At 68.8% G+C, this 21,135-nt stretch carries 21 protein-coding genes; 20 read left to right on the top strand and 1 reads right to left on the bottom strand.

Annotated elements, in window-relative coordinates:
• Positions 1-33: 33 nt before the first annotated feature.
• The 17 genes from uvrB to ACYVAQ_RS11325 all read left to right on the top strand — a co-directional run bounded on the left by uvrB (position 34) and on the right by ACYVAQ_RS11325 (position 17,085).
• Positions 34-2,133 carry an excinuclease ABC subunit UvrB gene (uvrB, locus tag ACYVAQ_RS11405; RefSeq protein WP_460789482.1) on the top strand — a complete coding sequence of 700 codons (2,100 nt, stop codon included), beginning with the start codon at positions 34-36 and terminating at the stop codon, positions 2,131-2,133.
• A gap of 194 nt (positions 2,134-2,327) precedes the next feature.
• A complete protein-coding gene (locus ACYVAQ_RS11400; RefSeq protein WP_460789480.1) occupies positions 2,328-3,101 on the top strand; it encodes an MlaE family ABC transporter permease in 774 nt (257 codons plus the stop codon).
• Positions 3,101-3,940, top strand: a complete 840-nt coding sequence (locus tag ACYVAQ_RS11395; protein WP_460789479.1) for an MlaE family ABC transporter permease — start codon at positions 3,101-3,103, stop codon at positions 3,938-3,940. The genes ACYVAQ_RS11400 and ACYVAQ_RS11395 overlap by 1 nt, the downstream gene beginning before the upstream one ends.
• Positions 3,940-5,256, top strand: a complete 1,317-nt coding sequence (locus tag ACYVAQ_RS11390; RefSeq protein WP_460789477.1) for an MCE family protein — start codon at positions 3,940-3,942, stop codon at positions 5,254-5,256. The genes ACYVAQ_RS11395 and ACYVAQ_RS11390 overlap by 1 nt, the downstream gene beginning before the upstream one ends.
• Entirely contained in the window at positions 5,253-6,329 is a 1,077-nt protein-coding gene (locus tag ACYVAQ_RS11385) for an MCE family protein (RefSeq protein ID WP_460789475.1), read from the top strand. The genes ACYVAQ_RS11390 and ACYVAQ_RS11385 overlap by 4 nt, the downstream gene beginning before the upstream one ends.
• On the top strand, positions 6,326-7,321 hold the full coding sequence (locus ACYVAQ_RS11380) for an MCE family protein (protein ID WP_460789473.1): 996 nt from the start codon (positions 6,326-6,328) through the stop codon (positions 7,319-7,321). Before ACYVAQ_RS11385 ends, ACYVAQ_RS11380 begins: the two co-directional genes overlap by 4 nt.
• A gap of 1 nt (position 7,322) precedes the next feature.
• A complete protein-coding gene (locus ACYVAQ_RS11375; RefSeq protein WP_460789471.1) occupies positions 7,323-8,558 on the top strand; it encodes an MCE family protein in 1,236 nt (411 codons plus the stop codon).
• Positions 8,555-9,889: an MCE family protein gene (locus ACYVAQ_RS11370; protein ID WP_460789469.1), complete on the top strand. Its 1,335-nt coding sequence runs from the start codon at positions 8,555-8,557 to the stop codon at positions 9,887-9,889. The genes ACYVAQ_RS11375 and ACYVAQ_RS11370 overlap by 4 nt, the downstream gene beginning before the upstream one ends.
• On the top strand, positions 9,886-11,181 hold the full coding sequence (locus ACYVAQ_RS11365; RefSeq protein WP_460789467.1) for an MlaD family protein: 1,296 nt from the start codon (positions 9,886-9,888) through the stop codon (positions 11,179-11,181). Before ACYVAQ_RS11370 ends, ACYVAQ_RS11365 begins: the two co-directional genes overlap by 4 nt.
• A gap of 20 nt (positions 11,182-11,201) precedes the next feature.
• A complete protein-coding gene (locus ACYVAQ_RS11360; RefSeq protein ID WP_460789465.1) occupies positions 11,202-11,819 on the top strand; it encodes a hypothetical protein in 618 nt (205 codons plus the stop codon).
• 7 nt (positions 11,820-11,826) lie between these two features.
• Positions 11,827-12,591 (top strand): hypothetical protein, encoded by a 765-nt coding sequence (locus tag ACYVAQ_RS11355; protein ID WP_460789463.1) that lies wholly within the window; start codon positions 11,827-11,829, stop codon positions 12,589-12,591.
• Between the two features lie 60 nt (positions 12,592-12,651).
• Positions 12,652-13,614 (top strand): NAD(P)/FAD-dependent oxidoreductase, encoded by a 963-nt coding sequence (locus ACYVAQ_RS11350; RefSeq protein ID WP_460789461.1) that lies wholly within the window; start codon positions 12,652-12,654, stop codon positions 13,612-13,614.
• A 1-nt stretch (position 13,615) separates the two neighbouring features.
• The gene (locus ACYVAQ_RS11345; RefSeq protein WP_460789459.1) at positions 13,616-14,083 is read left to right on the top strand and encodes a pyridoxamine 5'-phosphate oxidase family protein; all 468 of its coding nucleotides are present in this window, start codon (positions 13,616-13,618) and stop codon (positions 14,081-14,083) included.
• A gap of 11 nt (positions 14,084-14,094) precedes the next feature.
• A complete protein-coding gene (locus tag ACYVAQ_RS11340; RefSeq protein WP_460789456.1) occupies positions 14,095-14,295 on the top strand; it encodes a ferredoxin in 201 nt (66 codons plus the stop codon).
• Between the two features lie 2 nt (positions 14,296-14,297).
• Positions 14,298-15,203: a 3-oxoacyl-ACP reductase gene (locus tag ACYVAQ_RS11335; protein WP_460789454.1), complete on the top strand. Its 906-nt coding sequence runs from the start codon at positions 14,298-14,300 to the stop codon at positions 15,201-15,203.
• 2 nt (positions 15,204-15,205) lie between these two features.
• Entirely contained in the window at positions 15,206-15,961 is a 756-nt protein-coding gene (locus tag ACYVAQ_RS11330; protein ID WP_460789451.1) for an SDR family NAD(P)-dependent oxidoreductase, read from the top strand.
• A gap of 173 nt (positions 15,962-16,134) precedes the next feature.
• Complete coding sequence (locus tag ACYVAQ_RS11325) at positions 16,135-17,085, top strand: type IV toxin-antitoxin system AbiEi family antitoxin domain-containing protein (RefSeq protein WP_460789448.1); 951 nt, start codon at positions 16,135-16,137, stop codon at positions 17,083-17,085.
• A 57-nt stretch (positions 17,086-17,142) separates the two neighbouring features.
• Here ACYVAQ_RS11325 and ACYVAQ_RS11320 read toward each other — a convergent pair whose 3' ends face one another.
• On the bottom strand, positions 17,143-17,763 hold the full coding sequence (locus ACYVAQ_RS11320; RefSeq protein ID WP_460789446.1) for a TetR family transcriptional regulator: 621 nt from the start codon (positions 17,761-17,763) through the stop codon (positions 17,143-17,145).
• Between the two features lie 169 nt (positions 17,764-17,932).
• Here ACYVAQ_RS11320 and ACYVAQ_RS11315 point away from each other — a divergent pair, with 169 nt between their 5' ends.
• From ACYVAQ_RS11315 to ACYVAQ_RS11305, 3 genes are read left to right on the top strand one after another with little or no spacing between them, the layout of a single operon-like run.
• The gene (locus ACYVAQ_RS11315; RefSeq protein WP_460789444.1) at positions 17,933-19,219 is read left to right on the top strand and encodes a glycosyltransferase family 4 protein; all 1,287 of its coding nucleotides are present in this window, start codon (positions 17,933-17,935) and stop codon (positions 19,217-19,219) included.
• The gene (locus tag ACYVAQ_RS11310) at positions 19,206-20,003 is read left to right on the top strand and encodes a class I SAM-dependent methyltransferase (RefSeq protein ID WP_460789441.1); all 798 of its coding nucleotides are present in this window, start codon (positions 19,206-19,208) and stop codon (positions 20,001-20,003) included. The genes ACYVAQ_RS11315 and ACYVAQ_RS11310 overlap by 14 nt, the downstream gene beginning before the upstream one ends.
• Positions 19,990-21,135, top strand: coding sequence for a prenyltransferase (locus tag ACYVAQ_RS11305; RefSeq protein ID WP_460789439.1), 1,146 nt, complete (start codon positions 19,990-19,992; stop codon positions 21,133-21,135). Before ACYVAQ_RS11310 ends, ACYVAQ_RS11305 begins: the two co-directional genes overlap by 14 nt.

Here is a 21,135-nt window from a genome sequence, read left to right as displayed (position 1 = left end):
CCGGCTGTCGGTGCCGGTCCGTAGGCTTGCCGCATGCGTCCGGTCACCGATCTCGAGCGTCGTGTCGCCCCGTTCCACGTGGAGTCCGACTACCAGCCGTCCGGCGACCAGCCGGCCGCGATCGCGGAGATCACCAAGCGCATCAACGACGGCACCCGGGACGTCGTGCTGCTCGGCGCGACCGGCACCGGAAAGACGGCGACGGTGGCATGGGTGGCCGAGCAGGTCCAGCGGCCGCTGCTGGTGCTCCAGCCGAACAAGACGCTGGCCGCGCAGTTCGCCAACGAGCTGCGCCAGCTCTTCCCGAAGAACGCGGTGGAGTACTTCGTCTCCTACTACGACTACTACCAGCCCGAGGCCTACGTCCCCCAGACCGACACCTACATCGAGAAGGACTCCTCGATCAACGAGGAGGTCGAGCGGCTGCGGCACAGCGCCACCAACAGCCTGCTGACCCGCCGCGACGTGATCGTGGTGTCGACGGTCTCCTGCATCTACGGCCTCGGCACCCCGCAGGAGTACGTCGACCGGATGGTCCGCCTCCGGGTCGGCGAGGAGCACGACCGGGACGCGGTGCTGCGCCGGCTGGTCGACATCCAGTACACCCGCAACGACCTGGCCTTCACCCGCGGCACCTTCCGGGTCCGGGGCGACACCCTCGAGGTCTTCCCGGTCTACGAGGAGCACGCGGTCCGCATCGAGTTCTTCGGCGACGAGATCGAGCGGCTGATGACGCTGCACCCGGTGACCGGCGAGGTCCTGACCGAGGACGAGGAGCTCTACATCTTCCCCGCCAGCCACTACGTGGCCGGCCCGGAGCGGATGGAGCGGGCCATCAACGGCATCGAGGCCGAGCTCGCCGAGCAGCTGGAGACCTTCGAGCGGCAGGGCAAGATGCTGGAGGCCCAGCGGCTGCGGATGCGCACGACGTACGACGTCGAGATGATGCGCCAGGTCGGCAGCTGTGCCGGCATCGAGAACTACTCGATGCACATCGACGGTCGCAGCCGGGGGAGCGCGCCGAACTGCCTGCTCGACTACTTCCCCGAGGACTTCCTGCTGGTCATCGACGAGTCCCACGTCGCGGTGCCGCAGATCGGCGGCATGTACGAGGGCGACATGTCCCGCAAGCGCAACCTGGTCGAGCACGGCTTCCGGCTGCCAAGCGCCATGGACAACCGCCCGCTGCGCTGGGAGGAGTTCCTGGACCGGATCGGCCAGACCATCTACCTGTCCGCGACCCCGGGCGACTACGAGCTGGACAAGGTCCAGGGCGACGTCGTGGAGCAGATCATCCGGCCCACCGGCCTGGTCGACCCGGAGGTCGTCATCAAGCCGACCAAGGGTCAGATCGACGACCTGATCCACGAGATCAAGGAGCGCACCGAGAAGAACGAGCGGGTCCTGGTCACCACGCTGACCAAGAAGATGTCGGAGGACCTCACCGACTACCTGCTCGACGCCGGCATCCGCACCCGCTACCTGCACAGCGAGGTCGACACGCTGAAGCGGATCGAGCTGCTGCGCGACCTCCGGCTGGGTGCGTACGACGTGCTCGTCGGCATCAACCTGCTCCGCGAGGGCCTCGACCTCCCCGAGGTGTCGCTCGTCGCCATCCTGGACGCCGACAAGGAGGGCTTCCTGCGCTCGGACAAGTCGCTGATCCAGACGATCGGCCGCGCGGCCCGCAACGTGTCCGGCCAGGTGCACATGTACGCCGACCGCATCACCCCGTCGATGGAGTCGGCCATCGACGAGACCAACCGTCGCCGGGCCAAGCAGATCGCCTACAACGAGGCCCACGGCATCGACCCGCAGCCGCTGCGCAAGAAGATCGCGGACATCACCGAGATGCTGGCGCGCGAGGAGGAGTCGACCCAGCAGCTGCTGGAGTCGCTGCCCGCGGGCCGGGGCAAGAGCCCGACCCCGCACCTGCGCAGCACCGACGTCGGGGGTCACGCCCGCGAGCTCGCGGGGCTGCCGAGCGGCGAGCTGGCCGCCCTGATCCAGGACCTCACCGACCAGATGAAGGCAGCCGCCGCGGAGCTCCAGTTCGAGCTGGCCGCACGGCTGCGGGATGAGATCGGGGACCTGAAGAAGGAGCTGCGCCAGATGATGTCGGCGACCCAGTAGGGTCCCGGAGGTCCCCTGGTCCGACGTAACTCCGGTGAGGCCGCTCGCGGTGCCGATCGGTCGCCCTGTTCGCGTGACGCCGCCTACCCGCTCGAGTTAATTACATGTGGCGGTGGCCACAGGGTGTCGCTATGCAAGAACGAGAACACGTTCTACTATTGGCCGGGCTTCGACCGGACAGATGAGGTGATCGAATGGCGTTGAGCGCCGCTGCCGTGGTTCGAGGACCCGGCGAGATCGCGATCATGGTGGTCGAGGTGACCAAGCGGATCTTCACCCGGCCTTTCCAGTTCCGGGAGTTCCTGGAACAGGCCTGGTTCGTCACGAGCGTGACGCTGATGCCCACGATCCTGGTCTCGATCCCGTTCGGCGCGGTCATCTCGCTGCAGGTCGGCAACCTCACCGGCCAGCTCGGCGCCCAGTCGTTCGCCGGGGCCACGGCGGTGCTGGCCACCGTCCGTGAGGCGGCGCCGATGGCGGCCGCCATGATCATCGCGGGCGCGGCGGGATCCGCGATCTGCTCCGACATGGGCGCCCGCAAGATCCGCGAGGAGATCGACGCCATGGAGGTGCTCGGCATCGATCCGCTCGAACGGCTGGTCGCGCCACGCGTCGTGGCCACGATGTTCGTGGCGGTGATGATCAACGGCATCGTGATCGGCACCGGCATCGGGGGCGGCTACTTCTTCACCGTCATCGTCCAGGGCGGTTCCGCGGGTGCCTTCCTGTCCTCCTTCACGGCGCTCGCGTCGCTGCCGGACCTCTACATCGCCATGATCAAGGCGGCGATCTTCGGCCTGCTGGCCGCCGTCATCGGTGCCTACAAGGGCCTCAGCGCGGGCGGCGGTCCGTCGGGTGTCGGTCGCGCGGTCAACGAGTCGGTGATCATCGCGTTCATGGCGCTGTTCTTCCTCAACGCCGTCATCACCGCCATCTACTTCCAGATCGCACCCCCGGCAGGTATCTGATGGCGACCCTCACCTCGTTCGCCGGCGACGTCATCAAGGCGCGTCGCCGCAGCCTGGAGGAGTACGGCGACCAGCTGCTCTTCTACGTCAAGGCGCTGATCGCCGTCCCGACGACCGTCCGGAAGTACCCGCGCGAGGTGTTCAACACGCTCGCCGAGGTCGCGTTCGGTGCCGGCGGCCTGACCCTGATCGCGGGTTCCGCGGGTGTCATCGCGTTCATGGCGTTCTTCGCCGGCACCGAGGTCGGCATGCAGGGGTACGCCTCGCTGAGCCAGATCGGGGTGGCGAAGTTCAGCGCGTTCATCTCGGCGTACTTCAACACCCGTGAGGTCGCCCCGCTGGTGTCGTCGATCGCGCTCGCGGCGACGGTCGGCTGCGGCTACACGGCCCGGCTCGGCGCGATGCGGATCTCGGAGGAGATCGACGCCCTCGAGGTCATGGGCATCCCGTCGCTGCAGTTCCTGGTGACCTCGCGGATGGTGGCGGCGTTCATCGCGGTGATCCCGCTGTACATCGTGGCCCTGTGCGCGTCGTACCTCTCGCCACGGCTCATCGTCACGCTGATCTACGGGCAGTCGCCGGGCACCTACGACCACTACTTCCTGGAGTTCCTGCCTCCGGTCGACATGCTGTGGTCGTTCCTCAAGCTGCTGTTCCTCGCCGTCGCGGTCATCCTGATCCACTGCTACTACGGCTACACCGCCTCCGGCGGCCCTGCCGGCGTCGGCCGCGCCGTCGGTCAGGCCATCCGCACCAGCATCGTCACCATCGTCGTCGCCGACTTCTTCCTCAGCTTCGCGATCTGGGGCTCGACCACGACGGTCAGGATCACCGGCTGATGCTGATCAACATCCACCACGACAGCCGTGGGGAGCACAACCGCCTCCTCGTGGCGGGCATCGTCTTCCTGCTGTCGATCGCCCTGCTCATCTGGCTGTCGATCGCGATCTACGCCAAGAAGTTCGACCACGTGACCTGGGTGACGATCGACGCGGACCGGGCCGGTCTGCAGCTGGCGAAGTTCGGCGACGTACGCCTGAACGGTGCGCTGGTCGGGCAGGTCCGCGAGATCAACCAGGTCGGCGACCACGCGGAGATCAAGGTCGCGCTCGACCCCGCGGAGGCGAAGTCGATCCCGTCGAACGTGTCGGTCCGGATCATCCCGACGACGCTGTTCGGGCAGAAGTTCGTCCAGCTCATCGTCCCCAGCGCGCCGGCCAGCACCTCGCTCACCGACGGGTCCGTCATCCCGACGTCCCGCGTGACCACGAACGTGGAGCTGAGCCAGGTCCTGGCCAACCTGTTCCCGCTGCTGCGCGCCGTGCGGCCGCAGGACCTCAACGAGACGCTGAGCGCGATCGCCACCGCGCTCGAGGGCCGCGGCGAGCAGATCGGTCGCACCATGGACCAGCTCGGCAGCTACCTGGGCGCCATCGACGGCCACCTCCCGACGCTCAAGCAGGACCTGATCCAGCTCGCGAAGGTGTCCAAGGACTACGACGTGGCCGCGCCCGACCTGCTGCACACGCTCGCGAACCTCACGGTCACCAGCCGGACGATCGTGCAGGAGAAGGCCGACATCGACGTCTTCTTCTCCGACCTGACCGGCCTGAGCGACACCGCCACCCGGTTCCTGCAGGCCAACGGGCAGAACCTGATCGAGATGAGCCGGCTGACCGTGCCGATGGCCGACCTGCTCGCGCGCTACTCGCCGGAGTTCCCGTGCCTGATCAAGGGCGCGGCGGCGTACGCGCCGATCCTGTCGAAGACCTTCGAGGGCGGCTGGGTCAAGCAGTTCATCGAGTTCTTCAACCCGCAGTACCACGTCTACCGCAAGTCCGACGCGATCCAGTTCGGCGAGGTCGGGCACGGGCCGTGGTGCCTCGGTCTTCCCAACTTCACCGTGCCGAGCCCCAACTGGAAGCTCAAGCAGGGCATCCAGCAGGTGCAGAACCCGCCGAGCGACATCACGCCGCTGAGTCCGTGGATCCCCTCGGCCTCGATCGACAGCGGCACGGCCGGCACGCCCGGTGACCGCCAGGTCATCGACGCGATGCTCGCCGACAGCTCCGGCCACCAGCCGTCGTCGTACGGCGCCCTCGGCTCGCTCCTCTACGGCCCGGTCGTCCGGGTGGGTCGGAGGGCGGGCTCGTGAACCGGCGCAACGCAGCAACCCTGTCGGCGGGCATCAAGCTCGGCGTCTTCACCCTGGTGTCGCTCTTCGTCACCGGCGTGCTCACCGTCGTGATGGGCCACATCGGCATCGGCGCCTCCCACGACTACAAGGCGATCTTCACCACCGCCAGCATGCTCAAGAGCGGCGACGACGTGCGGGTCGCCGGGGTCAGCGTCGGGTCGGTCAAGAGCGTGGACCACTACGACCGGACCATGGCGCTGGTGAAGTTCAGCGTCCGCGACGGCGTCGACATGACGACCGCGACGACCGCGCACATCAACTACATGAACCTGATCGGCGACCGCTACCTGTCGCTGCAGGAGGGCACCGACGCGAAGGACGCGGCGGCCCTGGCGCCCGGCGGGACGATCCCGGTCTCCCAGACCAAGCCCGCGCTCGACCTGACCGTGCTCTTCAACGGCTTCAAGCCGCTCTTCGCGGCGCTCACCCCGAAGCAGGTCAACGACCTGAGCGTGAACCTGGTCCAGGTGCTGCAGGGCGAGGGCGGCACGGTGCGCAGCCTGCTGCAGCACACCGCCTCGCTCACGAACACGCTGGCGGACCGCGACCAGCTGATCGGCCAGGTGGTCACGAACCTCACCTCGACGCTGTCCACGGTCAACCAGCACCACGAGCAGCTCAGCACGCTGGTCGTGGAGCTGAAGGACTGGATGACGAACCTCGCGCACAGCCGCAGGACCATCGGCGGCTCGCTCGGGAACATCTCGAAGCTGACCGTGGCCGTGGCCGACCTGCTGCACCGCGGCCGGCCGCTGCTGAAGACCGACATCGCGGCGCTGCGCCGGCTGGCGACGCTGATGAACGACCCGAAGCAGCGGGCCAGCATCGTCGACCTGCTCAACCGGATGCCCGAGGTGATGAGTGACCAGGTCCGCACCGGAACCTACGGCTCCTGGTACCAGTACTACATCTGCGGCATCACGGCCCAGATCAAGCTGCCCCTCATCGGCAACCTGCCGATCGTGAAGCAGATCCAGGACTACATCACCCACGTCGACTTCCATTCGACAGCTCCAAGGTGCAACTCATGAGGGCCGCCAGCGACGCGCGCGTGATGCGTCTGGGCGTGATCAGCCTCGTCGTCATGGCGCTGATCTCGGCCGCGACGTTCAACCTCTCCAAGCTGCCCGGTCTGCGCGGGACGACGTACTACGCGGCGTTCCACGACGCCAGCGGCCTGCACAAGGGCAACGTGGTGCAGGTGGGCGGCATCCGGTCAGGCCGGGTCACCGGCGTCGACCTGGACGGTGACCACGTCGTGGTGACCTTCGAGGTGGACGGGGGAGTCGACCTGGGCAGCGACCCGCACGCCTCGATCGAGGTCTACAACCTGCTCGGCGAGAAGTTCCTCAACCTCGAGCCGTCCCAGGGTGACGACATCAGGAGCGGGTCCACGATCCCGATCGACAACACCACGTCGGCGTACGACATCGTCGGGGTGTTCAGCGACCTGTCCGACACCACGCAGAGGATCAACACCGACAACCTCTCGAAGGCGCTGAACGTCGTGGCGGGCACGCTCGACGACGCCGCGCCGGAGGTGCGCCAGTCATTCCGCGGGATCGCCCGGCTGTCCCAGTCGATCGCGTCCCGCGACTCCGAGCTGCAGTCGCTGTTCACCAGCTCCCAGCAGGTCAGCAAGGTCCTCGCGGCGCGCGGCCAGGACATCGTCGACCTGATGAAGAACAGCGACCTGGTGTTCAAGGAGCTGCAGCGGCGCAAGCTGGCCATCCACCAGCTGCTCATCAACGCGCGGCTGATGGCCAAGGAGCTGCGCGGGGTCGCGACCGACAACCAGGCGCAGATCGGCCCGGCGCTGCAGCAGGTCCAGGGCCTGCTGGGGATGCTGGTGCAGCGCAAGAAGCAGCTGAAGTCGGTCCTGCACCAGCTCGGGCCGTACGTCTCGATCCTCTCCAACATCCTCGGCACCGGGCCGTGGTTCGACGCGTACGCGTCCAACCTGGCGGCGGTCGCGAGCGGCGAGTTCGTCCCGGGCTTCCCCGACACGAGCGGGGGCAACTGACGTGGTGAAGAGCATCTGGAAGCGGATCGACCGCCGGATCGTGGTCCTGGTGGCCGTGCTCGTGGTGATCGGCGGAGCGTTCAACGTCGTCTGGTCGCCGCACGACATGAAGACGGTCACCGCGCACTTCTCGCGCACGGTGGCGGTCTACCCGGGCACCGACGTACGCATCCTCGGCGTCACGGTCGGCAAGGTCACCGCGGTCACACCAGAGGGCAACTCGGTGCGCGTCGACATGGAGTACGACGCGAAGTACCGGGTGCCGGCCGACGCCAAGGCGGCCATCGTGACGCCGACCCTCGTGGCCGACCGGTTCGTCCAGCTCACGCCGGTCTACACGCGTGGTGCGGTGATGGCCTCGGGTGCCGACATCCCGATGCCCGACACCGCGGTGCCGGTCGAGCTCGACAAGATCTACAGCAGCCTGGAGACGCTGACCACGGCGCTCGGACCGAACGGTGTCAACAAGGACGGCACGCTCAACCACCTGCTCAACGCCGCCCACAACGCGCTCGGCGGCCAGGGTGCGCAGGGCAACCGGATGATCCAGCAGCTGTCACAAGCCGCGCAGACCTTCGGCAACGGCGCCGGCCCGCTGTTCGACACCGTCACCCAGCTGGCCGAGTTCACCCAGACCCTGGGCAGGAACGACAAGCTGGTCCGGGCGTTCATGAAGGACCTCGCCGGGGTGTCCCGCACGCTGTCGGCGGAGAGCGGCAACCTGCAGAAGGTCATCGCCTCGGTCGCGCAGGCGGTGGGCAGCGTCAAGGGCTTCGTCCACGACAACCGTGACGCGCTCGTCAAGCAGGTCAAGAACCTCACGACGGTGATGTCGACGATCGTCTCCGAGCGGCAGAACCTGGAGACCGTGCTGCGGGTCGCGCCGGTGGCGATGAGCAACCTGCAGGCCAGCTTCGACCACCAGACCGGCTCGGAGAACTCCCGGATCACCATCGCGGGGGTCGCCTGGGACGCCGACGGCTTCATCTGCGCGATCATCATGCAGAAGCAGGGCATGCCGGCGTCGCTGAAGAAGACCGCGTGCGACCTGATCAGCCAGCTGATGCGGCCGATCCTGGACAAGGTGCCGTACCTGCCGCCCAACTACAGCCAGTTCACCCCACAGGGGGCGAGCAGCCGAGGCGGCAACAGCCCGCTCAACCCGAAGGTGACGCCGGTCTACCAGGGCGACGCGTCGAACCCGAGCATGGAGTCCCTGCTGGGAGGTGGGTCGTGAACCGCCGTACCGCCAAGGCGCTGGGCGCCCTCCTCGTCTCCGTGCTGCTGCTCGGCGGCTGCACGTTCAACGGTGCCTACGACCTGCCGTTGCCCGGGCACCCGGTGTCCGCGGACGACTCCTACACCGTCACCGCCGACTTCAAGGACGTCCTGAACGTCGTGCCGCGGTCGACGGTCATGGTGGACGACGTGGTCGTCGGCGAGGTGACCGCCGTCGAGCGGGTCGGGTGGCACGCCCGCGTGACGATGCGGGTCCGCGACGACGTCGACCTGCCCGACAACGCCATCGCGGAGATCCGCCAGGTCTCCCTCCTGGGCGAGAAGTACGTCGCCCTGCTGCCGCCCACCAGCGTCCCGCCGGAAGGTCGCCTCGCGAACGGCGACAACATCCCCTTGACGTCGACCAACCGCAACCCGGAGGTCGAGGAGGTGCTCGGCGCGCTGTCCTTCCTGCTGACCGGCGGTGGCGTCGCGCAGCTCGGCACGATCACCAAGGAGGCCAACGCGGTGATGTCCGGTCGCACCGACCGGCTCCGCGGCGTCCTGCAGAACCTCAACAGCGTCGTCACCACCATCGACGGCCAGAAGACGCAGATCATCACCGCGCTGTCCTCGCTCAACAACCTCGCGAAGACGCTGAACGGTGAGAAGAGCACGATCGCGGACGCGCTGCAGGCCACCGGCCCCGCCATCCAGGTGCTCAACAGCCAGCACACCGAGATGGTGACGATGCTGCGGTCGCTGCAGCGCCTGGGGGCCGTCGGCACCCGGGTGATCAACGCGAGCAAGGACAACGTCGTGCGGATCCTCAAGGACCTCGACCCGGTCCTGAACCGAATCGCCGACGCCGGCAACAAGCTCGGCCCGGGCGTGAACCTGCTGGCGAGCTTCCCGTTCCCGAAGTCGGCGAACGCGATCGTCAAGGGCGACTACGCGAACACCATCGCGCGGGTCCAGATCGACTTCGACAACCTGTACTCGGCCCTGAAGCTGCCGAACATCAACCTCGGCAAGGCCGCCACGGGGCGCACCGCCGTCCGGCAGTGCGTGAACAGCGGTCGGGTGCTGAGCATCAACTGCTCGGCCGTCCTCGCGAGCAAGCAGATGACGCAGTCGCTGAAGAGCCTGTGCCAGCAGAAGTCGCTGCTCGCCAACGCGGTGTGCCAGCCGCTCAACGCGGCGCCGAACCTCGACCTGGGCCAGCTGATCGGCGCGGGAGACGTGCTCGGCAGCGTGTTCAGCGGGTCGGCGGGCCTGTCGCGCGGGCTGGTGGACGCGTCCTCGGACCAGCCCGGGTCGACCGACCAGCTGCTGGGAGGTGCCGCATGAGCCGCGGCGTACGCATCCGGCTGATGGCCTTCGTGGCGCTCAGCGCGATCGGCATCGTGTACATCACGGCGTCGTACCTCGGCGTGATCGACAAGGTCACCGGCCGTGAGCTGACCGTGGAGGCGACCCTGCCCAACTCGGGAGGCCTGTACGTCGGCAGCGAGGTCACCTACCGCGGCGTCAAGATCGGCAAGGTGACCAAGGTCGTCCCGACGACCGACGGCATCACCGCGACCCTGACGCTGCAGAAGGACACCAAGCTGCCCGCGAGCTCGCCGATCCAGGTGCACAACCTGTCGGCCGTCGGTGAGCAGTACCTCGACTTCACGCCGGCCAGCGACGCCGGCCCCTACGCCCAGGACGGCACGGTCTTCCACGGCTCGGCGGCATCGCTGCCGGTCGACGAGGGCGACCTGCTGGTCACCCTGAACGACTTCGTGCAGTCGGTCGACAAGAAGGACCTGCAGAGCAGCGTCAAGGAGCTCGGCGCGATGTTCCACGGCACCGGCCGTGACCTGCAGAAGCTCCTCGACAGCGGGTCGACGTTCATCCGTGAGGCGTCCCAGCACACCCAGGCGACCATCACGCTGCTCGACAGCGGGCTGAAGGTGCTCAAGACCCAGAGCGGCCAGAAGGAGAACATCCGCTCCTTCGCCAAGGACCTCGACCACCTCACCGGCGCGCTGCGCCGGAGCGACGGCGACCTGCGCACGGTCATCCACGAGACCCCGTCGGCCGCGCGTGAGCTGCAGGCGCTGCTCGAGGACCTCGGCCCGACCATGCCCACGATGCTCAGCGACCTGATCTCGGTCGGTCAGGTCTTCGACGCCAACCTCGCCGGCATCGAGCAGCTGCTGGTCACCTACCCGGCGCTGATCGCGGGTGGTCCGACCGGCTCGACCCGGGATGGCTGGGGGCACGTCAACCTGCAGTTCGACTACAGCGTGCCGCCGTGCACCGACGGCTACCTGCCGCCCTCGCAGTGGCGCTCGACGCAGGACGTGACCGACGAGGACAGCGCGTACGGCGGGCTCGGCCACTACCCGGCGGTCTGCACGTCGCCGCTGCCCTACGAGCGGCGCGGCACCAACCAGGCGATGGCGTACACGGCGGGCACGAACTCGTCACCCGCGCGCAACTACAGTGTCACGAGCAACGAGGAGTCCGGCGTGCTGCCGTACACCGATGACGGTCACGGCAGGCCGGTGCGGTTCCAGAAGCCGCAGAACCTGTCGGTCCTTGGAGGAGATGCGTGGAAGTGGCTTCTGGTCGGTCCGGTGGTCCAGAGGTGACCGATGCCTTCGGGTCCCAGGTGAACAGTGATCGCACGAGGCTCAACATCGGGTTGTGGCTGGCCGCGTTGGTCGCCGCCGCCGTGGTGCTCTTCCTCGGGTCGCAGATGTGGCACCTCCACTCCGGCGACGGCGGCACCGTGCTGGACCGTGCCGGCAACACCCTGATCGACAAGCACGACCAGGCGGCGGCCGGGCTCGGTGCCGACGTCGGCGCCGGCGTGGTGACCTCGGTCCCGGAGGCGCCGAGCGGTGACCAGCAACGGCTCGCGGACATCCTCACCGCCGGCACCCGGATGGTCACGTCCTTCCTCAACGTCGACTGGAAGAACCCCGACGCGAGCTTCGCCGCCGTGCGTGCCGCGTCCACGGGCGCCTTCCGGACCCAGTACGACAAGTCGACCGCGGCCATCGCCAAGCTCGCCCGACGGATGCACTCGACGGAGCGCGGCGAGGTGATCTGGGCGGGGTACGTCGCCGGCGACGCGGACTCCGCGACGGTCATCGCCGTCACCAGCGGCACGGTCGCCAGCAAGGCCACCAAGTACCAGCCCCACGCGCGGTTCTACCGGATCCAGCTCGACCTGCAGAAGGTCGGGCAGGACTGGCTGGTCAACAACCTGCAGTTCGTGAGTTGAGAGACCGATGAGCCCACAGCAGCCCCGACGTCCCGCCAGCTCGCGCGGGGGGACGCCGCGCCCGCGCAAGATCGCCGGCCGTACGACGGAGCCGGAGCAGCCGGTCGAGGAGACCCCGGCCGACGCCGCGCCCACCACCGCGCCCACCGCCGCGGCGCCGGAACGCGTGGCCGACCCCGCTCCCGCGGGGGAGCCGGCCGCGACCTGGTCGTCCCTGTTCGCCGGCGCCCGCCTCACGCGGGGCCTGGTCGTCGTCCTCGCGGTCCTGGTCGTGCTCCTGGTCCTGCAGGGGGCGTGGTTCCTGCAGCACAAGCTGCGCGAGCCGAAGACCACGGCGCAGGACGCGATGGGCCAGGTCGTCGTCCCACCCGGCCGGCCGGTCGTCATGAACCAGTCCGACGTGGACCAGGGCGTCGACGAGGCCGCCAAGGACGCGGTCCTGCTGATCAAGCGCGACTACCGCACCTACGACGCCGACGTCGCGAAGGGCGTCGACGTGCTCACGAGCCGTTTCGCGCCGCAGTTCAGGTCGACGACCTCGGACGTGAAGCACGACTTCATCGCCGCGAAGACCAGCGTGGACGCGAAGGTCGTCGCGCAGGGTGTCGTGCGCGCCAACGACACCCAGCTGCAGGCACTGTTGTTCCTGGACCAGTACGTCACCAAGGGCACCGGCAAGCAGCGCAGGCTCACCTACACGCCGTACAAGGTGCTGGTGACCATGGTCCACACCGATCACGGGTGGCTCGTCGACCACCTGGACACGCAATAGACCACAGGAAGTTGGTGCCCGGTGCAGACACAGGAAACTAGAACACGTTACAGTTCTGCTGTGGACTGCGACCTGGTGATCGTGGGGGCCGGGCCGACCGGCCTCTTCGCGACGTACTACGCCGGCTTCCGCGGGATGCGGGTCGCGGTGGTCGACTCGCTGCCGGAGCTCGGTGGCCAGATCACCGCGATGTACCCCGAGAAGCAGATCCTGGACGTCGCCGGCTTCCCGACCGTCAAGGGGCGCGACCTCGTCGCGGGTCTCGTGGCGCAGGCGGACACCGCGGGAGCGACGTACCTCCTCGGCCGGACGGCGACCACGCTGGTCACCGACGACGACGGGCTCACGCTGACCCTGGACGACGGCACCGAGGTGCGCGCCAAGGCCATGCTGATCACCGCCGGCATCGGCAAGTTCAGCCCGCGCCCGCTGCCGGTCGGCGACGACTGGCTGGGGCGCGGGATGGAGTTCTTCGTCCCGAGCTTCGAGCCGTACGCCGACAAGGACGTGGTGATCGTCGGCGGTGGCGACAGCGCCTTCGACTGGGCCGTCAACCTCGAGCCTGTCGCCCGCTCGATCACGCTGGTCCACCGGCGGGACGCCTTCCGGGCCCACCAACGGACCGTCGACCAGGTCAGGGCCTCCAGCGTGGAGATCCTGACCAAGGCGGAGGTCACCAAGATCATCGGTGGCGAGACCGTCGAGCAGGTCGAGATCACCGTCGACGGCGAGCCTCAGACCCGGCCCGCTCAAGCGGTCGTGGCGGCGCTCGGCTTCGTCGCCGACCTCGGCCCGCTGCAGCAGTGGGGGATCACGACCGAGAAGCGGCACCTCGTCGTCGACCCCTCGATGCGCACCAACCTGGAGCGGGTCTTCGCGGCCGGCGACATCACCGAGTACCCCGGCAAGGTGCGGCTGATCGCGGTCGGCTTCGGTGAGGCGGCCACGGCCGTGAACAACGCCGCGGTCGTCGTCGACCCGACGGCGCACGTCTTCCCGGGGCACTCCTCGGAGGGCAGCTGAGGTGGCGTCGGGTCGCGCTGCCGTCCGGTTGGACGAGGACGAGGTGCAGCAGCTCCTCGGGGAGAACCTGAAGGTCCAGGTCGCCTCGAACGGGCACGACGGCTTCCCGCACCTGACCACGCTGTTCTACGTCGTGCGCGACGGGAAGATCGCGTTCTGGACCTACGGGCGCAGCCAGAAGATCCGCAACCTCGAGCGCGACCCGCGGGTCACGGCGCTGGTCGAGGACGGCACCGACTACTTCGAGCTGCGCGGCGTCTCGATCCGGGGGCGGGCCGAGATCATCACGGACCGCGACCGGATCTTCGACATCGGCTCCGCGGTCGCCACCCGGATGCTGAACGCCGAGTCCTTCGAGGCGCTCGGCGACTTCGGTCGGCAGACCGTCGAGAAGCAGGCGACCAAGCGGGTCGCCGTGATCATCCATCCCGAACAGGTGGCCACCTGGGACCACCGCAAGATGACCTGAGAGGACTGGAGATGACCCTCAAGATCAAGGTCGACTTCGACCTGTGCGAGTCCAACGCGATGTGCGAGGCGCTCGCGCCCGACGTCTTCGAGCTGGACGACGACGACTTCCTGCAGCTCAACACCGACGAGGTGACCGCGGAGAACGAGCAGCGGGTGCGGCAGGCCGCCGCGGCCTGCCCGCGCAACGCGATCTCGCTGGTCGAGGAGTGAGCGTGGGGGTCTCCACGGATCTCGACGGCAAGGTCGCGATCGTCACCGGCGCGGGTGCCGGTCTCGGGCGCGCCGAGGCGCTCGCCCTGGCGGCCGCCGGCGCGCGGGTCGTCGTCGCGGACCTCCCGGGCGGCGGCGACGGCACGGTCGAGGAGATCCGGGCGGCCGGCGGCGAGGCCGTCGCCGTGGGCGGCGACGTCTCCGAGCGGGCGACCGCCGACGCGATGATGGCTGCCGCCGTCGAGGGGTTCGGCCGGCTTGACATCGTCGTGAACAACGCCGGCATGACCCGCGACAAGATGCTCTTCAACATGTCCGACGAGGAGTGGGACGCCGTCATCGCGGTGCACCTGCGTGGGCACTTCCTGCTGTCGCGCAACGCGGCGGCGTACTGGCGCGAGCAGGCGAAGGCGTCCGAGTCCGGGACGGTCTACGGCAGCATCGTCAACACCGCCTCCGAGGCGTTCCTCGGCGGCTCACCCGGGCAGGCGAACTACGCCGCGGCGAAGGCCGGCATTGCCGCGCTGACCCTGTCGACGGCGCGCGGGCTGTCCCGGATCGGCGTACGCGCCAATGCGATCTGCCCCCGCGCGCGCACCGCGATGACGGCGGCCGTCTTCGGCGAGGACCAGTCGGGCCGCGCGGTCGACCCGTACTCCGCCGACCACGTCGCCCCGCTCGTCGCCTACCTCGCGTCGCCGGCCGCTGAGCGGATCACCGGGCAGGTCTTCGTCGTGTACGGCGGCATGGTGGCCCTCGTGGCCGCGCCGGTCGTCGAGCAGCGGTTCGACGCCGCGGGCGACCTCTGGTCCGCCGAGGACCTCGACAAGCAGCTCGGCGGCTTCTTCTCCGACCGCGACCCGTCGGTGGGCTTCGCCGCCGACTCGATCATGAAGCTGACGGTGTGACGATGGGACGTCTCGAGAACAAGGTCGCGATCGTCACCGGCGGCGCGATGGGGCAGGGCGCCGAGATCGCCCGCGCGTTCGTGGCGGAGGGCGCCAAGGTCGTCATCGCGGACGTCGCCAAGGAGCAGGGACAGGCGCTCGCCGACGAGCTCGGCCCGGCCGCCCACTTCGTCGCGCACGACGTCAGCGACGCCGCGTCCTGGGAGGCGCTGGTCGAGGACACCAACACCCGCTTCGGGCCGGTGAACGTCCTCGCCAACAACGCCGGCATCCTCCGCTTCGGCGACATCGAGCGGATGCCCGCCGAGGAGGTCGAGCTGCTCTGGCGGGTCAACCAGCTCGGCTGCTTCCTCGGCATGCAGGCGGTCACCCGGACGATGCGCAAGAACGGTGGCGGCTCGATCATCAACGCGTCCTCGGTCGAGGGCCTGGCCGGCATGCCCTCCTGCACGGCGTACGCCGCCACCAAGTGGGCGATCCGTGGGATGACCAAGTGCGCGGCCATGGAGCTCGGCCCGAAGGGGATCCGGGTCAACTCCGTGCACCCCGGCATGATCGACACCCCGATGACGCGGGTCCATGGCGGCGACGCCGCGATGGAGTACGGCGCCAGCAAGGTCCCGCTCCGCCGCGTCGGCACCCCCGACGACATCGCCCCCGTCTACGTCTTCCTCGCCAGCGACGAGTCCGGCTACGTCAACGGTGCCGAGATCGCCGTGGACGGGGGAGTCACCTCCACCCACGCCTTCGGCGCCTGACCGCGAGTTCAGCCTTGTGGTCGACCGAATCCAGGGTTTCGGTCGACCACACGTGGCAACTCGCGCACCATGCCGAGCCAGAATCGCATCCACAGACCGGACTTCGCGCTCCTTGTCCACAGGAGGCTGGGCGGATGGCGTCGTGAACGGGGGCACGCCGCGACCATCGACGGATGCCCGAACCTGACCTTTCCCAGCCGTTCACCTCGAGGGACCTTGCTCGTGTTGGACTCACTCGTGCCGCGTTGCGGAGACTGGTGGACCAAGGGGTCGTGCGACGTGTCGTGCGTGGCGTGTATGCCGCCGCCGACCTGGGGGATGACGTGGCGGTGCGGGCCAGCGCCGTCGCGTTGCTGCTCGGTGAGGGACATGTGGCCTGCGATCGAACGGCAGCATGGCTCCATGGGCTCGACCTCTACCCGTATGCGGGCCGCGACGTGGCTCCGGTCGTCGAGATGTGCGTGGGTCCCGCACGGGCGGCATCGATCGGGTCGGGCATCGGTGGCCATCGGAGAGACCTTCTCCCGGAAGAGGTCACCGAGGTGCATGGCGTCGCCGTCACCACGCCACTGCGCACCGCACTCGACCTCGCATGTGTGTTGGAACGTCGCGATGCCTTGGCGGCACTGGACGCATTCCGTCGCTGCTACGGGCTCTCCATGGCCGAGCTCGCTGAAGCGGTGCGACGCAGGTACACCGGGCGCCGCGGAGTCGTGCAGGCGCGCAACCTGGTCGAGCACAGCGACCCGCGCGCGGAGTCGATGCGTGAGTCCTGGGTCCGGATCGCGATCATCGACGCCGGCCTTCCCGTACCCGACCTGCAGGTGTGGGTCATCGATGACGGCGTTCCGCGGTACCGCTTGGATCTTGCCTACCGTCGGCGCAAGGTCGCCGTTGAGTACGACGGCGAAGACGGTCACCTGCAGACCGAGGAGCAGATCGAGGACGATGAGGCGCGCAGGGCGTGGTTGCGGGCTCGCGGTTGGACGGTGATTGTCGTCCGCAACGGCGACTTCACGGGCGCTCGACTCGACAGGTGGCTCAACGAGCTGAGGGTCGCGTTGCGCCCGTCGTACTCGAACCGACGCAGGCTCGAGAGGGGAGACCGTGACCGCGAGTCCTGACTTCTGGTCAGCCGAAACCCTTGATTCGGCTGACCAGAAGCCAGAACTCGCGCTGAGTCAGTCGCGGAGGACCAGGCGGACGGCGTTCTCCATGTGGGCGGCGGTCTCGGCGGCGGTGGTGCGGCCGGTGACCCAGCCGACGAGGGCGGAGAGCCAGATGTCGCCGATGACGCGGGCGACGGCGATGTCGTCCTCGGTGATCTCGGCGTCGTCGGCCTCACGGCCGTGCATGGCGTGGGTGACGATGGAGGTCATCGACATGCCGACGGAGTGGATCTCGTTCTTGACCGAGGAGTCGGCGAACATGAAGGCGCGGGTGAGGGCCTCGGTGAGCTTCGGGTCGCCCTGCATGCCGCGGGTGAGGCGCTTGAGCACGTACAGGACGCGGTCGGCCTGGGTGTCGCCGGGGATCTGCCGCTCGAGCAGCCGCTTGGAGGCCTCCTCGAACTGCCGGTCCAGGCCCGAGACGAGCAGGTGGATCTTGGACGGGAAGTACCGGTACAGCGTCCCGAGGGCGACGTCGGCCCGCTCGGCCACCGCGCGCATCTGGACGGCCTCGAACCCGCCGGTGGCCGCGAGGTCGTACGTCGCGTCGAGGATCCGCTTGCGGCGGTCGCGCTGCGCGGCGGACCCGCCGTTGTCGCCGGTGGTGTCGGACGTCAGCGAGTGGGTGGTCACGTCAACTCCTCGTTGCTCGGAGGGTGGGCCGTAGCGACTAGGCTACTAACAGGTAGCGCATAATAGAAACACGTTACAGTTTTGTTCCGGCCCTGCTCCTGGTGAGCCTGGCGCCGTGACTCGATGGTTTGAGCCGGCGACGGGCAGACACCTTGGAGGAGATTCGGTCATGCGGATCGCGATGCTTTCCTACCGCAGCAAGCCGCACGTTGGCGGACAGGGTATCTACATCCGGCGCCTCAGTCGCGAGCTGGTCGCGCTGGGGCACACCGTGGAGGTGTTCTCCGGGCAGCCGTACCCCGAGCTCGACGAGGGTGTCACGCTGACGAAGGTCCCGAGCCTGGACCTGTACCGGCCCGGCGACGAGTTCCGGAACCCGCGCCCGCGCGAGTTCCGCGACCTGATCGACGTGGAGGAGTGGCTCACGATGCGCAGCGGCGCCTTCCCGGAGCCGCTGACGTTCAGCAAGCGGGTCGTGAAGCTGCTCCGCGCCCGCCGGGACGACTTCGACGTGGTCTTCGACAACCAGACGCTCGCGACGCCGCTGCTGCAGATCGAGGAGGACGGCCTCCCGCTGGCGGCCGCCATCCACCACCCGATCACCATGGACCGTGCGATCGAGCTCAGCACCGCTCCATGGGTACGCCGGAAGGCCGGCAGCCGGATCAAGGTGGAGCTGCCGAAGGCCGGCGTGTGGCGCTGGTACTCCTTCCTGCGCCAGCAGAAGCTCACCGCTCCCCGGATCCGCCGCGTGATCGTGCCCTCGGAGTCCTCCAAGCGCGACGTGGTGCGTGAGTTCGGCGTCGACCGCGACCGGATCGACACGATCCTGCTCGGTGTCGACGACCGCTTCCGCCCGCCGACCGAGCCGCGCGTGCCCGGTCGCATCCTCGCGATGGCCAGCGCCGACGCCCCGCTCAAGGGCATCCACATCCTGCTCGAGGCGTTCGCCAAGCTGCGCACCGAGCGCGAGCTGGAGCTCGTCCTGGTGACCAAGCCCAAGGAGGGTGGCGTCACCGAGAAGCTGATCGACAAGCTCGGCATCGCCGGCCACGTGACCTTCGCCAACGGCCTCACCGACGACGAGCTCGTCGCCCTGATGGGCTCGGCCGAGCTGGCCTGCGTGCCGTCCCTCTACGAGGGCTTCTCGCTGCCCACCGCCGAGCTGATGGCGTGCGAGACGCCGCTGGTCGTCTCGCGGGCCGGTGCCATCCCCGAGGTCGTCGGCCCCGACGGCCTGTGCGCGGACGTGGTCGAGCCGGGCGACGTGGGCGCGCTCGTCACCGCGGTCGCCGGCCTTCTCGACGACCCCGAGCGCCGCGCCCGGATGGGTGCCGCCGGCCGGCAGCGGGTCAAGGAGCTGTTCAGCTGGTCGGCCGTCGCGGCCACGACCGCCGATGTTCTCGAAGACGTGATCAAGCAGTACCAGGAGGAGCACGCAGATGCTGACCGTTGATTTCGACCGACTCGGCCTGAAGGCCGGCGAGCGGGTCCTCGACATGGGTGCGGGCGCGGGCCGGCACAGCTTCGAGATGTACCGCCGGGGCGCTGATGTCATCGCCTTCGACATCGACGCCGACGAGCTCGAGGGCGTCCGCGACCTCTTCGTCGCGATGAAGGAGGCCGGCGAGGTCCCCGAGGGCGCCGAGGCCGACGTCAAGCAGGGCGACGCGCTCGCGCTGCCCTTCGCCGAAGGCGAGTTCGACCGGATCGTCTGCTCGGAGGTGCTCGAGCACATCCACGAGGACGTCGCCGCGATCCGCGAGCTGATCCGGGTGCTGCGGCCCGGCGGCACGATGGCGGTCACGGTGCCCCGTTGGCTGCCCGAGGTCATCAACTGGCGCCTGTCGGCGGACTACCACAACGCCGAGGGTGGCCACATCCGCATCTACACCGACCACGAGCTCATCGACAAGGTCACCAAGGGCGGTCGGTTCAACGACGGCACACCCGGCGACGCGATGATCTTCGAGGGCAAGAGCTACACCCACGGCCTGCACGCGCCGTACTGGTGGATCAAGTGCGCGGTCGGCGTCGAGAACGACACCCACCCCCTCGCCAAGGCGTACCACAAGCTGCTGGTCTGGGAGATCATGAAGCAGCCCAAGACCCTGCAGTACGCCGGCAAGGTGCTCGACCCGCTCATCGGCAAGTCGATGGTGCTCTACTTCCGCAAACCGGAAGGTGCTGGGGAGCGAAGCGACCGACAGCTGCCCGAGGCTGCCGATGACGACGCCTGAGTCGCACCAGCCCGAGGTCCCCCTCTCGCGCCTCCCGTACGTCGACGGGCTGCTCACCGCGCAGCAGGTGGCCGACACCGCCCACGCGATCGCAGCGATGCAGGAGTCGTGCGGCGCGGTGCCGTGGACGGTCGGCGAGCACACCGACATCTGGAACCACGTCGAGGCCGCCATGGCGATGCTCGTCGGCGGCCAGGTGACAGCGGCCGAGCGCGGCTACGACTGGGTGCTCACCATGCAGCGGTCGGACGGCTCGTGGCCGATGAAGATCGTCGGCGGCGAGGTCGAGGACGGCCGCGGCGAGAGCAACATGTCGGCGTACCTCGCGGTCGGGGTGTGGCACCACTGGCTGATCCGTCGCGACATCCGCTTCGTGGAGCGGTTCTGGCCCGCGATCCGCGCAGGGCTCGACTTCGTCACCTCGCTGCAGGAGCCGTGGGGCGGCATCCGCTGGACGCCGGTCGACGACTTCTGCCTGCTCACCGGCAACTCCTCGATCTACCACTCGCTCCGCGCGGGCGTCGCGCTCGCGGACCTGATGGACGACCCGCAGCCGGAGTGGGAGCTCGCGGGCGGTCGCCTCGGTCACGCCGTACGACGCCACCGCGACCTGTTCGCCGACAAGTCGACGTACTCCATGGACTGGTACTACCCGGTCCTCGGCGGTGCCGTCCGCGGCGGCGCTGCGCGGGAGCGGCTGGCCGAGCGCTGGGACGACTTCGTGGTGCCGGGCATGGGCATCCACTGCGTCGACACCAACCCCTGGGTGACCGGTGCCGAGACCTGCGAGCTCGCGATGGCGCTCGACGCGCTCGGCGAGCCCGCACGGGCGCGACGGCTCGTCGCCGACATGCAGCTGCTGCGCGAGAGCGACGGTCGCTACTGGACCGGCTGGGTGTACGACGACCCGGCCCGCCCCGCGCCCGCGGGCGAGCCGCGCAACGTCTACTGGCCGCACGAGCAGACGACGTACACCGCCGCTGCCGTGCTGCTGGCGATCGACGCGCTGGGGGAGACCTACGGGCACTCCACCCCGGGCTCGGGGATCATGCGCGGCACCTCGCTGGCCGCGCACTTCGACGAGATCGCGCTCGAGTGCGCGTGCGGGGCCGACGAGCGCGCCCAGCGCTGA

Source organism: Nocardioides maradonensis (assembly GCF_054777115.1).
Note: the sequence above shows the minus strand (reverse complement) of the source record. Positions and strands in the feature narration are given on the sequence as shown.

What these genes read in the sequence shown, in the direction of transcription:
- ACYVAQ_RS11325 (WP_460789448.1), top strand. Translation starts at nt 16,135, where the DNA reads ATGCCCGAACCTGACCTTTCCCAGCCGTTCACCTCGAGGGACCTTGCT.
- ACYVAQ_RS11310 (WP_460789441.1), top strand. Translation starts at nt 19,206, where the DNA reads ATGCTGACCGTTGATTTCGACCGACTCGGCCTGAAGGCCGGCGAGCGG.
- ACYVAQ_RS11365 (WP_460789467.1), top strand. Translation starts at nt 9,886, where the DNA reads ATGAGCCGCGGCGTACGCATCCGGCTGATGGCCTTCGTGGCGCTCAGC.
- ACYVAQ_RS11400 (WP_460789480.1), top strand. Translation starts at nt 2,328, where the DNA reads ATGGCGTTGAGCGCCGCTGCCGTGGTTCGAGGACCCGGCGAGATCGCG.
- ACYVAQ_RS11380 (WP_460789473.1), top strand. Translation starts at nt 6,326, where the DNA reads ATGAGGGCCGCCAGCGACGCGCGCGTGATGCGTCTGGGCGTGATCAGC.
- ACYVAQ_RS11315 (WP_460789444.1), top strand. Translation starts at nt 17,933, where the DNA reads ATGCGGATCGCGATGCTTTCCTACCGCAGCAAGCCGCACGTTGGCGGA.
- ACYVAQ_RS11330 (WP_460789451.1), top strand. Translation starts at nt 15,206, where the DNA reads ATGGGACGTCTCGAGAACAAGGTCGCGATCGTCACCGGCGGCGCGATG.
- ACYVAQ_RS11390 (WP_460789477.1), top strand. Translation starts at nt 3,940, where the DNA reads ATGCTGATCAACATCCACCACGACAGCCGTGGGGAGCACAACCGCCTC.
- ACYVAQ_RS11395 (WP_460789479.1), top strand. Translation starts at nt 3,101, where the DNA reads ATGGCGACCCTCACCTCGTTCGCCGGCGACGTCATCAAGGCGCGTCGC.
- uvrB (WP_460789482.1), top strand. Translation starts at nt 34, where the DNA reads ATGCGTCCGGTCACCGATCTCGAGCGTCGTGTCGCCCCGTTCCACGTG.
- ACYVAQ_RS11340 (WP_460789456.1), top strand. Translation starts at nt 14,095, where the DNA reads ATGACCCTCAAGATCAAGGTCGACTTCGACCTGTGCGAGTCCAACGCG.
- ACYVAQ_RS11355 (WP_460789463.1), top strand. Translation starts at nt 11,827, where the DNA reads ATGAGCCCACAGCAGCCCCGACGTCCCGCCAGCTCGCGCGGGGGGACG.
- ACYVAQ_RS11305 (WP_460789439.1), top strand. Translation starts at nt 19,990, where the DNA reads ATGACGACGCCTGAGTCGCACCAGCCCGAGGTCCCCCTCTCGCGCCTC.